This window comes from Falsiruegeria mediterranea M17 (assembly GCF_900302455.1).
Classification (GTDB): Bacteria; Pseudomonadota; Alphaproteobacteria; order Rhodobacterales; family Rhodobacteraceae; genus Falsiruegeria; species Falsiruegeria mediterranea.
Genome location: NZ_ONZG01000006.1, coordinates 211,553 through 225,721 on the forward strand (window position 1 = coordinate 211,553; position 14,169 = coordinate 225,721).

The following is a 14,169-nucleotide window of genomic DNA, read 5'->3' on the forward strand; positions in this document are numbered from 1 at the left end:
GGAGGCCTTGAGCCGACATGTTCATCCGCAAGATCACTTATCAGTTCAAGCCTGAATTCGACACCGAGAAAGACCACAAGGAAATGCGTGAAGCTTTGTCCCGGGCCTTTAAAGATACTGAAGGCATGCGCTCGGTCAGTCCGGTTATGCCCAAAGTCGATGGGAAGTATGAGGTGATTACTGTCTATGACGACGAGGCGAGTGCGCGGGCTGCGACCGAGAAAGTGCAGCAGGAATGGAACAAGTTCTCCCACATGCTGGTCGAAGTCCCTCAGATTGCGCACTACGGCGCGACATTGAGAGAGTATTTGTAGCAAGTGCCCAATCTAGGGGGCGCTTTTGATGATCGGCGGTAGTGGAGCCCGCCGCGGGCATAGCCCCGATTGGCCGTCGGCCACCCCGTATCTGCTGCTGATAATACCGCCCTTGCTCTGGGGAGGAAACGCCGTGCTCGGACGGCACGTCGTCACAGAAATCCCGCCTCTGCAGCTGTCATTTCTTAGATGGCTGTTGTCTTTAGCAGTGCTGTTGCCATTCACATTCCGGCCATTGCTTCGGTCCGGACCGGACGTGCGGGCAAGGTGGCGCAGCATAGCTTTGCTGTCGACCCTGGGCGTGATCTGCTTCGGAACGCTTTTCTATGTCGGGCTGCAGACAACGACGGCAATCAATGCGGGGCTATGGCAAACTCTGGTTCCGGTACTGATCTTGGTCCTGTCTCGGGCATTTTTGGGGCTCAGACTAAGGCCCATTCAGATAGTAGCCGTCTGTCTTTCTGCTCTTGGCGTATTGCTGGTACTTTCCCAGGGTCACATGGAGACTCTGCTGGAAGTGGACCTGTTGCCTGGTGACTTATTTGTGCTGACCGGAGTCCTGTGCTGGGCTTTATTCTCAACCTTGCTGATGAAAGACCCCCTTCCGCTTAGCCCGATGGTCTCCCTGTCGATGCAAATCCTATTTGCACTGCCGGTGCTGTTTTTTCTTGCGTTTCTCGAGGCCCAATTTACTGGCCCGGCACAGCTTAGTTGGAAGCATTTGGGTTACTTGATCTTTCTGGGGCCAGTTGTCGGCGCGTTTGCCGTCTCTTTGTGGATGCTTTGCGTCCGCGCTGCGGGTCCGCCGGTTGCGGGCCTCTATCTAAATCTTATTCCCATCTTCGCTGCGATCCTCGGAGGCGTATTCTTGGACGAAGCCGTGCGATGGTTCCATGTCGTGGCAATGCTCGCAATTGGAACTGGCATCTTGCTTGCCACCGCGCCGCATAGGCCGCCGGGATCCCGACACAGTTCCTAACCAATTCGCCTTTGCTCCCGACGGAGTGCAAATTGAAAGACAATCACGCCGCCCAACATCAGTGTGGCGGCGAGCAACAATCCAGGCGGTGCCGCTTCATTCAAGAAGAGGAAGGCACCAAAAGCGCCAAAAACGCCGATCAACGGTCCGCTCAGACTCAGGAAAACAGGACCAGACAGGTACTGGACCCCAAGAAAGGCCGGGTATTGCAATGCGAACAGGACAGTCACGGCCACAAGTACTTTCAGGTTTGGAGTGGAAACGAGACCAGAGGCATCACCGTCCGCGAGTGCGGCCACAGGCACGCAAAGGATTCCCCCAAGAAACAGCATCAGCGCGGATGCGAGCAGCGGTCCCATTCCGACCGGCCAAAACCGCGTGCGGTAGATGTTATTGATGGCCATAAGAATTGGATTGCAGATTGCCAGAACGACCCAAGCGGCATCGGCCCCGGACACCGCGCCAAGTTTGGCCAAGGCCAAGATGGCACCGCCAGCAACGCCGCAAGCCACGGCAAACACTTTTGCGAAGTCCAGCCGGTCCATGCGCAACACAACAGCAAATGTATAGGTCAGCAAAGTCGGCAATATGAATGCGAGCGATACGAAAGACGCCCCGACATGTGCAACGCTCAGGAAATTGATCGCATTGTAAGCCACCATCAGAGCACCTGACACTGCGCCGTAGATCAAAACATCCTTCCGTAGGATTACATTTGCTTTTCCCAAGATGTGGGAAATGCCGACAAGCACAGCACCGGAACCCGTCATCGCAGCTGCTGTGAACCAGAGCATTGGGGCGTTTGCCGTGCCGGCGATCTTGGTCAGCCCGGTCACACATGCGAACATCGCACTAGCGACAAACATCAGGGTGATGGACAGCACAGCGAGTTTTGCGTCTTGGGTCATCGCAACGCTCAACCCAGCCAGGGGTTTTCAGGATTTAGGATGGAGCATCTAGGCACGCCTTTGGCGCGCAGCCTTATAGGGGCTGTACGATTGGTGCTGTGACACGTCAAAGCTCTTCGCTCTTTTTCGTCGGGTTCAAGGGCTCTTTGATTGCAATGGCAAATCCACCTTCCGCGACTACAACGACCCGATAGTCTTCTTCCGTTTCGCGGGCAGATTTGTCTGTATCAGGAACAGTCTTGTCTTCCGGAATGACTCCACTTTCTGTCCACCATCTCCGCAAAGCTTTGATAAGCGTTTTCATAAATGTGCCTCAAGGCTGATAGTGCTCGGTTTCACGCATCGATGAACGCTTGCAGAAGGCTGCACACCATCCAGCCAGAGAATCTCGCCCGGCGCGCCAGTCGAGCGTCTCGGAATAGCGGAAATCCAAATAGCCCAATGCGCAGGCAACCGCGACGGTGCCGATATTGGCCTCGTGTCCAAGTTCGTCCGCCTCCATCTCTAAGACGTCCAGGGCTTGCGTCACCTTTTTGATCTGGCCCTCAAGAAACTCGGGCCAATGATACTGTTTGGGTCCGGCACCAGTGTAAAAACGGGTAAATACGGCGGCATCCATGATTCCATCACCGATGGCTTGAAGCCGCAGTGCGTTCCACCGGGCGGGACCGGTCTCAGGAAACAACTTTTTCGTTTTGCTCTGAGTGTCGAGAAACTCGACGATGACACGGCTATCGAACAACGCCACACCGTCATTCCGCAGCAGGACGGGAACTTTGTCCAACGGGTTTTGCTGTGTCACTGTTTCATTGGGAGAGACCGGTGTCAGGCCGAGAAAACTGATCTTCACGTCGTCAGCTTGTCCTGTTTCATGGGCGACAACACGGCACTTTCGAACATATGGCGAGGTGGGCGAGCCAAGTAGTTCCATTGGTCAAAATCCTTTCAAGTCCATGGGAGGCAAAAATGGTCTGGACGCCAGCCAATCTGCGCAAACCTCAGAGCCCATTGGTCAAGCCACCATCGACCTTGATAACGGCTCCAGTGATGTAATTCGCGCCCGGACCGGCCAGGAACGCGACAGTGGACCCCATTTCCTCGCCTTTCCCAAGACGTTTCAAAGAGGTGGGTGCCGCCATTTTTGCTCGCACGTCTTCTAGGGATGCCTGTTGACGATCCATCTCCATTGATGCGCGGCTATCGTGCATCTCGGTCATGTAGGTGCCGGGAAGCATGCAGTTCACTCGGATCTGGTCCGGTCCAAACTCCTGCGCCAGCGATTTTGTCAGCGCAATCATTCCTGCCTTCGCTGCAACATATGGCGATGCACCCGGAAGCGGCTTCAAAGCCCACATCGAGGAGTTGTTGATGATCGAGCCGCCACCGCGTTCCTGCATGATTGGAATGACGGCCTGGCAAAACCAAGCCATGGCACGGACGCAAATGTTCCACTGGATTTCCCAGGCATCATCCTGAACTTCGAGGAACGGCCCACCTCCAGTCGGAACGCCGGCATTGTTGAACAGGATATCGACACCACCGAATTTTTCCTTCGCGACTTCAACAGCGCGTAGAATGTCTTTCTTCTTGGTAACGTCGCAGGGTACGCCGACTGCATCGACGCCAAACTCCTTGATCTCCGCAACTCGATCATCCAACCGCGAAGCCGACCCACCCACCTTGTGATGCGACTTGCCGGTCAGGTCAGGACGGGACTCTGTCAAACCGCAGGTGACGATGTTTGCGCCAAGTGCCGCCATGGCAAGAGCCGCCTGATGGCCCATTCCCGACTGCCGCGTGCCCCCGGTAACAATTGCGACTTTGCCCTCGAGGCTGCGTTCAAGCTGGATCATTTCATATTTTCCTTTGGATTTGTTCTTTATGCGGACTCGTTGACGATCTGTGCGACCGCGGGCATCACGCCGGATGTCATGCCGCCATCAGCAATCAAGGTCTGGCCATTGACCCATGACGCGTCATCAGAGGCGAGGAAGTGAACGATTGCAGCCATTTCTTCGGGTTCTGCAATCCGATTCATCGGAGCGGACAGTTCTGGAAACTTCCCCGGATAACCCATCGGTGTACGTGTCGTTGAAGGGCTTATTGCATTGACGCGTATCCCTTTGGATCCAAGTTCCAGAGCGCCCGAACGCGTGAGTGCCACGGTGGCGGCCTTGACCGCGGCATAACTTGCCACGCCTGCCGTCGATCGATGCGCAGCAAGCGAGGCGAAGTTAATAATCGATCCCCGCTCAACCATCCTCTTGGCCGCTTCCCTCATCCCAAATACCTGGCTCATAAAATTGACATTGAATTGTTTGGCGTAAGCGTCTGCAGTTGCGTCTTCGATAGTTTCTATTGACGGGGGAATGCCCGCGATGTTTGCCAAGATGTTCAATTGCGCGAAATCGTCTATGGCCCTCTGCATGAGTGCTGTGACGGAGTCTTCTTTCGAAACATCGCATTGTTGGAAGGTGGCACCAAGTTCTTCCGCCTTGTCTGCAGCATCGGCGAGGTCGCTCATCACAACTTTTGCACCCGCCGCAAGCAGCCTCTTCGCTGTTGCATACCCTATGCCGCTCGCGGCACCGGTCACCACAGCGACCTTACCTTCAAGTGAAAACATCTGTTGGTATCCTTTCTTGCGGCTCGGCCCAAAGCGACGGGGCGCGTTCCGCTAGGATGAAAACCTATCCTCCTCCGGTCAATTCAAGCAGCTAGTCGATTATCGCGTTGGCCTATAAGCAAGCGTTATTCGGCGGCCGCGGATTTGAACTTTATTCTGCGATTTCTGGGCGATGCATGAAGATATAATGGCTAGTTATTCGAGGCCCACCATTTCTCATAGTTGCATTGATTGACCAATAGCCTGACGGCCAACAGACTGTGAACAAGCTCGGGGGTCACGGCGTTCACGTGTCGCGTCGCTCTTTCATCCCCACAACTGACGCTTCCGACGGGAGAAAAAAATGAACAAGCCTACGAACTTCCATACCGCCGCTTCTCAGCTCGAATTCGAAACACGCGCCTTTATCGGGGGCAATTATGTCGATGCCGCATCCGGCAAAACCTTCGACTCGATCAACCCAGCCACCGGCAAAGTTATCACATCCATCGCGGCCTGCGATAACGAAGACATCGACAGAGCCGTCGCCACGGCTCGGACAGCATTCGATGCCGGATCCTGGGCCCACATGTCACCGGCGGATCGCAAGAGCGTGTTGCTGAAGTGGGCCGATCTTATGCAGCAAAATTCCGAAGAACTGGCACTGCTCGAAGTGCTGGAGTCGGGCAAGCCGATTAGCGACGCGCGCGCCGAAGATATCCCGGGGATGATTGATACTTTGCGTTGGCACGCGGAAGCGACGGATAAGATCTACGACCAGATTACGCCTGCCCCACACGACGTCGTATCAATGTATGTGCGCGAACCCATCGGTGTGGTCGGAGCTGTCATCCCTTGGAACTTCCCGCTGTTCGTTGCCATGTGGAAACTCGGGCCAGCGCTTGCTGGCGGCAATTCCGTAATCATGAAACCTGACGAACACACCTCTTTGTCAATGATCCGCATCGCCGAAATGGCCGCTGAGGCTGGTCTGCCCGAAGGTGTTCTGAACGTCGTTCCGGGCCTCGGCCACGAGGCTGGAAAAGCCATCGGCCTGCATAATGACATCGACTGTGTCAGCTTCACCGGTTCGGGTGAAGTTGGACGGTATTTTCTTGAGTACGCTTCAAAGTCGAACATGAAGCGGATCGTGCTTGAATGCGGCGGAAAGAGTCCAGCGGTCTTCATGGAAGACGCTGACGTTTCAAAAGCTGTCGAAAACATCGCCGCCGGTATCCTGTTTTGCCAAGGCGAAAACTGCTCGGCCGGGTCTCGTCTGATCGTCCACGAAAGCCGCAAAGATGAATTGCTCGAGGCTTTGAAGCCCGAGTTTGAGAGTTGGACAGTGGGCGATCCGCTCAACGAGGACACACGCATTGGCGCGATGATCAGCGAACGTCACCTGGGCAAAGTGACCGGGCTGATTGAGAAGGGTCAGTCAGAAGGTGCCAACGTTCTCATGGGTGGCAATCAAATCCACAAAGACAGCGGCGGATACTATGTGGAGGCGACGATCTTTGACGGCGTCACAAACGATATGACCATCGCCCGCGAAGAAATCTTTGGTCCTGTCTTGTCCGTCATCACCTTCCAGGACGAGCAAGAAGCCGTGCAGATCGCCAACGACACCAATTTTGGCTTGGCGGCATCGCTCTATACCGAGAACTTGAGCACAGCTCACCGTGTGGCCAAGGCGATCCGTGCTGGCACCGTATCGGTGAATTGCTATGGCGAGGGCGACTTCGGTGTTCCGTTCGGTGGCTACAAGGAATCTGGGTTCGGAGGCAAAGACAACGGTCTGGCGGCACACGACCAGTACACCGAACAAAAGGCGATCTGGATTCAACTCTGATGCGCGCATTAACGCTCACCAACCAAACTTGAGTTGGAACTGTCGCCTATCAGATCAACTAACACCCGGCCCACTGTCCAGAATTGGACGGTGGGCGCGTGACACTGCAAAATGACCGACTAATGACCAATACCCCAGGGGACGATTGAGATGAAAGACGCAACCAACATGAATACATTTCCGCAGCAAGGCACCCCTTGGGAACAGATCCAAAAAGAACTGCACGAGCTTAAGAAGCTTGATGTTGACTGGTTGAACCACCCGCTGCCCGGTTACCTCTATTACTTCGGCGAAGAAATTCTGGAAAATCAGCTTGAGGCCCACAACCTCTACTCCCTCGAAAATGGGCTGGGCGCTGGCGTAACGTTTTTTAGCCTCGAGAAGATGCTGAAAGACATCTACGATTGGGCTCAGGACCTCTATCACGGCCCTGAGACGATGGGCATGACCTTCACATCCGGAGGAACCGAAAGCTTGTTCGAGGCGATCCGGACAGCCAGGAACCGTGCGCGCGCTCGCGGCATGGAAGGTCGTCTCAATTTGATCATCCCATACACGGCACATCCAGCGATCGACAAAGCTGCACAGATTATGGAAATCGATATAATCCGTGTGCCAGTCGACGCAGAATACCGCGCCGACGTGCCAGCCATGGCCGCCGCGATAAACGATAAGACCTTTTTCATTCTGGGATCAGCCGTCTGCTATCCTTACGGCATTTACGATCCCATCGAAGAACTCGGTGCGCTCGCGCTTGAGCATGACATCTGGCTGCATGTGGACGGTTGTTGGGGCGGCTTTATCAATCCGTTTGCCAAACAACTTGGCTATGCCGTTCCCAAATGGGACCTCGAAGTTCCCGGTGTCATGTCGATGTCCACCGACCTGCACAAATTCGCCTTCTCCACAAAGGGTGCGTCTTTGATGCTGCAGCGCTATCAGGAGAACAAAGACACGTACGAGACTTTCTCAATCAATGACTGGCCTTGTGGCACGTATGAAACGCCGTCATTTCAAGGCTCGTCCGGCGCGGGGTCGATTGCCTCGGCCTGGGCGATGATCAAGTTCCTCGGAAACGAGGGCTATCTCAAGACCGCAAAGGCGGCGATGGACGCGACCGTCCAACTGACGGATGGTGTGAATGCTATTGAAGGACTGCGCGATGTCCGCGACGGTGCGCCCGTTGAAGGCAACTCTATGGCGGTCATGTCCATCGACCCCGAGGTCGACATTATGGCCGTCGCCGATCTTCTCGACGCGGGTGGATGGCACTGCAGCCGCATGCGCGAGCCGTTGTCAATCAAGCACTCGGTGACGCCGCATCATCTGTCGGGCGTCGAGAAGTTTCTGAAAGACATCGCTGCGGCGGTGGAGAAGGTCCGGCGAGAGGGATTGAAGGGCGAATACGACGAGCGGACTTACTGACATGTTGGTGTATTTGCGAGTGAGCTCAATCTTTTAAGCCATTGATCGGTGGCTTTTTCAGTCTTGTCCGCCCATGCCGTGATGTGTAACGCCGTGCCAATTGCCGGTGCCCACGTCTCGCCATCCGAACAAGAGCAAATAGTGCGATGCGCAGGAATCCGCCATTGGAACGGTCGCAGCGAATTCACCCTTTGTCCGCCAAGCTGACATACTAAACTAGACTTTGAAAAGCCCACTTTCTGCGCTCGGCAGACATGTGAAGTAAAATTTATTCTACTTGAAATACTCGAACCAGAAATACTCAAGATCACTCCGCACAGTCCCGCAAAACCTCTAACGGCACGATCTCCAACGCGTGCTGATGGGTGGCCTCCAGCGACACCTTGGGCGCGCAGCCCTCGTCATGGGCCTGCATGAAACGCGCCGCACACAGGCACCAGTGGTCGCCGGGCTTCAACCCGGCAAAGTTGAACTCAGGGCGCGGGGTGCTCAGGTCGTTGCCGACGTATTTGGAATAGGCCAGGAACTCGGCCGTCATGATGGCACAGACCGTATGGCTGCCCTGATCGGCGGCGCAGGTGTTGCAGTGCCCATCGCGAAAGAACCCGGTCACCGGGTCCATCGAGCAGGGCTCCAGCGCCCCGCCCAGTACGTTCACACTCTCGTCGCGTTCCATGGGGTCAGCTTACAGGCTTTGCGCGATCTTGCGGAACATTTCTATGTTCTGGGCGCTTACGCCCTTGTCGCGGAATTTGCGGTCTGCGCCCGTGGTCGTGATCAGCACGCCGCGTGATTGATCGAAGTACAGGTACTGACCATAGACGCCACGGCCCATGAACTCGCCCTCATGCGCGCCGACCGGGATCCACCACTGATAGCCATAGCCGATCTTGCCCGACGCCGTGGGGGCCGAGGTAGCGGTGGATTCTGCAATCCAATCTGCGGGCACCACCTGCTGGCCACCGTATTCACCATCCTGGAGGATCATCTGGCCAAAGCGCGCAAAGTCCCGCGTGGTGAAGTTGAGCCCGCCCAGAACAAAGGCCACGCCCGCCCCATCGGTAATGTAATACCCATCCCGTTCCAGCCCCAGCGGCGCCAGGATCTTCTCGGTCAAGAGCTCGGAGACAGAACGTCCGGTGGCTCCGCGGATCACCATGCCGATCACATGGGTGTCGATCGAAACATACTGCCAGGTGTCGCCGGGAGGGGCAAAGCTGTTCTTGAGCGAGGCCGCGAAGTCATCCAGCTCGCCGCCCAGGGCGACGACCCGGCCCATGCGGTTGATGTCTGAGTTGTAGTCCAGATAGTCCTCGTCGAAGACCACGCCGCTGGCCATGTTCAACACGTTGCGGATGGTCGCATGCTCATAGGCGCTGCCCTCGAGTTGGGGCGCGTATTTGGTGACCTTGTCGTCTAGCGAGGCAATCTCTCCTTCCGCGATCAACACCCCAAAGAGCGCCGACAGATAGCTCTTGGCGATCGACCACGAAATGCGGCGGTCATCGGCGCCGGTGCCCAGGAAATACTGCTCGTAACGGATCTGGCCGTTTTGCATGATCAGCAGGGAGGTCACGGCGCGGTCTTCGATCCACTGATCCGCTCCGTCAGGCAAGTCGTATTCCGCCCCATACCCCAGCTCCGATGTGGGGCCTTCCCCGCGCGGTAGGGTGGTGGTCAGAAAGGCGGCGTTCATGTTCGAGAAATTGTTCACGATCTTCTCTTCGGAAAACAGCGAGTTGACGGCCAGAAGGCGTGTGATCTCTTCTCGTTTCCAGACGCCTACGACAACTGCCGCAAGGATCAACGCCAGCAGAACCCGGCCAAGCCATTTCCCGAAAGTGCGCATGTTAAAAACCTCCTCGATTTGAGGACATCCTGAGGGCGCGCGTGCCTGGGTGCAACGGGAACGTCACGGAAGCGCGGGCCTGTAAGAGTGATCGGACTCGAAGCGCTCCCGCCCGTCGTCAATGCCCCTTGCGGGACATCTCCTCCCGTTGGGCCAGGCTCAGGCGGGCTTTGCCCGCCTGAGCCTGGCCCCCCTCTTCGTGCCGTCCGCAGGACGCAAGGCCGACAGGCCGCGCAGGTGCCCCTCGTTCGGGTGTACGACTTGATTAGTTGAAACGATCCATGAGCTTCTGCAGGGGCGATCGATTGTCGTCAGTGGTTTGAGTTTCGGCGTCTTTTGGCTTTGCCGCCGTCTCGGCCTTGGCGGCGGTTGACTTGGACGACCGCGGCGGCGCCGTTCGCAAGGCCACAGCGTTCATGAACTTGCCACCGTCGCCCTGCGCCAGGTGCGCCGCTCCGTCGGACACGCCGCGCAACACATTGTCCAGCCAGGTTTCGTCCGCCTTGGCAAAATCGTGCAGCACATAGCCCGAAACCAGCTCCTTGCGGCCCGGATGCCCAATGCCCAGACGGACCCGGTCATATGTCGCTCCGATGTGATCATGGATCGATCGCAGTCCGTTGTGTCCCGCGTGACCGCCCCCTGCCTTCACACGGACCTTGCCCGGCGCAAGGTCGAGCTCATCGTGCAGCACGGTGACGTCGGTGCTGACCAGCTTGTAGAACCGCATCGCCTCACCCACAGACTGGCCTGATCGGTTCATGAAGGTCTCAGGCTTGAGAAGCAGCACTTTTTCACTGCCCAACCGACCCTCGGAGATCTGACCCTGAAACTTGGCCTTCCACGGTCCGAACCCATGGTCGCGGGCAATTTCGTCCAGCGCCATAAAGCCGATGTTGTGTCGGTTGCGGGCATATTTGCCACCGGGATTTCCCAACCCGACAAAAAGTTTCATGGCGCGCCTCTCGGGTTTGTCACAGGTTCGGCGCCTAGATGCACCGAAATGCGTGAAAAATCCAGCAGCAGCAGGTTGGAAAAATTGTCGAGACGGTGCCGTTGTCTGATCGGATGCATCGAAAGGGTGAAAACTGTGGTCAGGACATGGAGCGCTGGACAGTGCCCTGGCCAAATGGCTGCGTGCGGAAACCGATCATTCGGTTTCACTTGTTGCCAAGTGGGAATAGGCCCTCTCAGGGATCATCTGAGCGACTATGAGACATTTCGGAGTGTTTGGGGCAAAGGCCGGGATCCTGTCACAGCTTTGCGCCCCGCAAGTCTATGAGCTGTCTGACCAGCCTGGGAAAAGATGCTGCCGAACATCGAGCAAAAGCGGCATCTACGGGACAACGCACGCCCCCGAGGTGCCAAGTTTATTCCTTCGGCGTGTACCAGATGGGGGATGTATATGCGCGTTCGGTGGTGATCATCGGCACGGTTTCGTCCATCGTGACGCCGAACCGTTTCGCCTCATACGCCGTCCAGCGCGGGGTGGGGATCTCGATCACGCGGACATAGTAGAATGCGCGCACATCCGGGTCGAAGTCCGGATCCTGCCAGTAGGTGATCAGCTCAGGCGCGCCGATGGTGTTGGTCCAGGTCGCATTGGCCACGTCCACCGTATTGCCGACCGGTGGCAACTTGCCATCCGCTTCGGGTGCGCGATCGCCACTCCAGGCGACATCGAAGACTTTTTCTCCGCGGCTGCCGTCCGCATTCAGCCAGCCCTTAATCACCTGCACCCGGTCCAGATTGCCGCTGAACGGGTCCTTGAGTGCGGCAACAAGGAAATTCGGCGCCCCGTCACCATTCCGCGCGGGCAGATCAGCGCCCATCGGCACCCCTTTGGCATAACCCAGGTCAGCGGGCAGGCGCGACAAGGCATCCTCTGCGCCAAAGTTCCAGCCGCCAAAGAACCGAACCATGATCCGCGAACCGGTGGTGCCATACACCTCGCGCCGCTCCAGGGCGTCAAATATGGCGGCACGGGTGTTTTCGGTCGCCCAAACGGCTGCATAGCCACCAGATGCCTGCTGCCATCCGTAGATCGAGAACAACGGGTCCGGCGCCTCGATCACCAGATGCTCCCAGCGGTTGGGTTCGGGTTCAACGCCCGAATGCTTGCCAAAGAAGTTGTCCTCTTCCACTGCGGCCATGCCAGTGTGCGCATCTGTCGAGCCGATTTGGCCGACTTTGTATGGGTTGATGCCCAGCTGCTCTTCCAGCAGCAGCCCGGTTTTATAGGCCTCCCGCGAATACTCATACTGAAGCATTTCCTCGGTCTTGGCCTCGGTGCCATTCAGGTTCGACGCGTCCCAGGTGTCGAAATCGGCGAACTCGTCATCGGGGCTCAGGAAAGGATGCGCCTCACTGTCGCCTTTGATCTGGGTGGTCTCGATCACCGGCTCGAACCGGGCGCGCAACCGCGCGTTTTCCTCGGTCAGCGGGGTCTCGTCAAAGTTCGACACCGAAAACAGCCGTCCGTTGGAAAGGTTGCCATTGTGTGGAATGGCGAGCACGTCACCACCGGTGCGCTCTTCAAAGTCGGCCAGATGGCGCCACAGATCCTCGGGGTTCTTGCTGTCGAACTGCGAAAACGGCACCACTGCGTTGGCCATAGATGCATCGTCGCGGAAAATCACGTTGCGGTGGATGTTGTCGCCGCCCTCAGACGTCCACTCATAGCCGATGAGGGCACTGAAGCGGCCTGGATCATTATATTGGTCCGCCAAGGCTGTGTAGTTCCGCCAGGCGTTCTTTGTGGCCTTGGGGTTGTCAATTGGCGGTGTGTCTGTTGACAGCGAGGCGACAATTTCCATCGCGGTGGCAAAAACCCGGTCGGTGTCGCCTGATGTCAACTCGTCGTACCAGGCTTTGCCTTGCGGCGTTGACAACACTTCGGGATCGCCGCCCAGAAGTTGTGGCATCAAACCGTACATTTCGGCGTGATCGGATACCACGAGCCAGTCCAGCGGCCGACCGAGTTTGGCCTGCAGGCCATGGGTGGTGGTAATCTCTTCTCCTCTGGCAAAACGGAAAGCATCTTCCTGACTGACAGTGGTCATAGTGCCTGCATCTACGGACACTTCGGTGTGAAGATGGGTGTCGCCCCAAAGGAGTTTGGTTGGGAAAGTGCGCCCGGCATGAGGCGAGAAATGGTCGGTTACGAACTTCTGTGACACGTCATCCTTGTCCGGGAGCATGTCCTGTACTTGCCCTAAGACCGGTGTGCCAAATGCTATCAATGCAACAACAGAAGTGGCGCAGGTGCGCTTCAAAGTGCTTTTCATTATGTCTCTCCCAATCGGCGAAAAGGGCCGCAGTTCGATTCTGGAAAGTATTCGAATCAATGAAAGTGTAGCAGCAGCTTGCGTAAAATCGAAAAAGATGGCGAAAACAAAAAAGAACACCCCCCGACCAACGGTCGAGGGGTGCGTAATTCAGTCTTGTCCCGAAAGGGACAATTGGCGCAGATATTACTCTTCTGCTGCCGCTTCGGTTTCGGCTTCTTCGCCTTCACCTTCGCCATCTTCGTCATCCGAGGAAGCCAAGCCAGTCGGGGCCGAGATGTTGGCGATCACGAAATCACGGTCGATGATCGGCTTGGAGCCGCTGGGCAGGTCGACGCTCGAAATGGTGACAACGTCGCCGATGGCCAGACCGGCCAGATCAACGGTGATCTTCTCGGGGATCTCGCCTGCGGTGACCATCAGTTCAACTTCGGGACGCACAACGGTCAGAACACCGCCGCGCTTGATGCCGGGGGCCTCTTCTTCGCCCACAAACTCAACCGGAACAAACAGGTTGATGCGGGTGGTGCGGCGCAGGCGCATCAGGTCGAAGTGTGTCGGCAGGTCCTTGACCACGTCACGCTGAACGTCACGGCAGATGACGCGGACGTCTTCCTGGCCTTCGACTTTCAGGTTGAACAGGGTCGACTTGAACCGGCCTGCTTTCAGTTTCTTCAACAGAACGTTGAACGGGATCTGGATTGCCAGCGGATCTACGTCACCGCCAAAAACAACACCCGGAACCATGCCAGCGCGACGCGCTGCGCGAGCGGCGCCCTTGCCTGTCCCCGCACGTTCCTGGCACTCAAGATCAGGAATCTGACCAGCCATATGAATTCTCCATAAGTTAGGGCGGGAATCCTCCAAGGCTGTATCCCCGCGTGAAGCCGCGCTCTTAGACCAATTTTTGCGGGTTGGAAAGGGCTGAATCAGAGGCCGTTAATCCTGAG

General features: G+C 56.8%; 14 protein-coding genes. 4 read left to right on the forward strand and 10 right to left on the reverse strand.

What is annotated here, in order from left to right:
- Window positions 1-17: 17 nt before the first annotated feature.
- Complete coding sequence (locus TRM7615_RS13555) at window positions 18-314, forward strand: hypothetical protein (protein ID WP_108788393.1); 297 nt, start codon at window positions 18-20, stop codon at window positions 312-314.
- 28 nt (window positions 315-342) lie between these two features.
- Entirely contained in the window at window positions 343-1,293 is a 951-nt protein-coding gene (locus tag TRM7615_RS13560) for a DMT family transporter (protein WP_108788395.1), read from the forward strand.
- Here the strand turns inward: TRM7615_RS13560 and TRM7615_RS13565 are convergent.
- From TRM7615_RS13565 to TRM7615_RS13585, 5 genes are all read right to left on the reverse strand, one after another.
- A complete protein-coding gene (locus TRM7615_RS13565; RefSeq protein WP_108788397.1) occupies window positions 1,290-2,201 on the reverse strand; it encodes a DMT family transporter in 912 nt (303 codons plus the stop codon). The two genes, TRM7615_RS13560 and TRM7615_RS13565, sit on opposite strands and share 4 nt — an antisense overlap.
- A gap of 106 nt (window positions 2,202-2,307) precedes the next feature.
- Complete coding sequence (locus tag TRM7615_RS13570; RefSeq protein ID WP_108788399.1) at window positions 2,308-2,505, reverse strand: hypothetical protein; 198 nt, start codon at window positions 2,503-2,505, stop codon at window positions 2,308-2,310.
- A 9-nt stretch (window positions 2,506-2,514) separates the two neighbouring features.
- Window positions 2,515-3,132: a glutathione S-transferase N-terminal domain-containing protein gene (locus TRM7615_RS13575; protein WP_108788401.1), complete on the reverse strand. Its 618-nt coding sequence runs from the start codon at window positions 3,130-3,132 to the stop codon at window positions 2,515-2,517.
- Between the two features lie 67 nt (window positions 3,133-3,199).
- Window positions 3,200-4,054 carry an SDR family NAD(P)-dependent oxidoreductase gene (locus TRM7615_RS13580; protein ID WP_108788403.1) on the reverse strand — a complete coding sequence of 285 codons (855 nt, stop codon included), beginning with the start codon at window positions 4,052-4,054 and terminating at the stop codon, window positions 3,200-3,202.
- A 26-nt stretch (window positions 4,055-4,080) separates the two neighbouring features.
- Window positions 4,081-4,827, reverse strand: a complete 747-nt coding sequence (locus TRM7615_RS13585; protein WP_108788405.1) for an SDR family NAD(P)-dependent oxidoreductase — start codon at window positions 4,825-4,827, stop codon at window positions 4,081-4,083.
- 343 nt (window positions 4,828-5,170) lie between these two features.
- Between TRM7615_RS13585 and TRM7615_RS13590 the strand changes: the two genes are divergently transcribed.
- Both TRM7615_RS13590 and TRM7615_RS13595 read left to right on the forward strand, forming a co-directional pair.
- The gene (locus tag TRM7615_RS13590) at window positions 5,171-6,658 is read left to right on the forward strand and encodes an aldehyde dehydrogenase (protein WP_108788407.1); all 1,488 of its coding nucleotides are present in this window, start codon (window positions 5,171-5,173) and stop codon (window positions 6,656-6,658) included.
- A 150-nt stretch (window positions 6,659-6,808) separates the two neighbouring features.
- Window positions 6,809-8,083 (forward strand): pyridoxal phosphate-dependent decarboxylase family protein, encoded by a 1,275-nt coding sequence (locus TRM7615_RS13595; RefSeq protein ID WP_108788409.1) that lies wholly within the window; start codon window positions 6,809-6,811, stop codon window positions 8,081-8,083.
- Between the two features lie 307 nt (window positions 8,084-8,390).
- Here the strand turns inward: TRM7615_RS13595 and TRM7615_RS13600 are convergent, their stop codons facing one another.
- The 5 genes from TRM7615_RS13600 to TRM7615_RS13620 form a co-directional block, all read right to left on the reverse strand.
- Window positions 8,391-8,759 (reverse strand): DUF2237 family protein, encoded by a 369-nt coding sequence (locus tag TRM7615_RS13600; protein ID WP_108788411.1) that lies wholly within the window; start codon window positions 8,757-8,759, stop codon window positions 8,391-8,393.
- Window positions 8,760-8,768: 9 nt separating this feature from the next.
- The gene (locus TRM7615_RS13605; protein WP_108788413.1) at window positions 8,769-9,932 is read right to left on the reverse strand and encodes a serine hydrolase domain-containing protein; all 1,164 of its coding nucleotides are present in this window, start codon (window positions 9,930-9,932) and stop codon (window positions 8,769-8,771) included.
- A 265-nt stretch (window positions 9,933-10,197) separates the two neighbouring features.
- Window positions 10,198-10,887 (reverse strand): aminoacyl-tRNA hydrolase, encoded by a 690-nt coding sequence (pth, locus tag TRM7615_RS13610; protein ID WP_108788415.1) that lies wholly within the window; start codon window positions 10,885-10,887, stop codon window positions 10,198-10,200.
- 415 nt (window positions 10,888-11,302) lie between these two features.
- Window positions 11,303-13,219, reverse strand: coding sequence for a DUF3604 domain-containing protein (locus TRM7615_RS13615; RefSeq protein WP_207775237.1), 1,917 nt, complete (start codon window positions 13,217-13,219; stop codon window positions 11,303-11,305).
- Between the two features lie 186 nt (window positions 13,220-13,405).
- A complete protein-coding gene (locus TRM7615_RS13620) occupies window positions 13,406-14,050 on the reverse strand; it encodes a 50S ribosomal protein L25/general stress protein Ctc (protein WP_108788417.1) in 645 nt (214 codons plus the stop codon).
- Window positions 14,051-14,169: the final 119 nt, after the last annotated feature.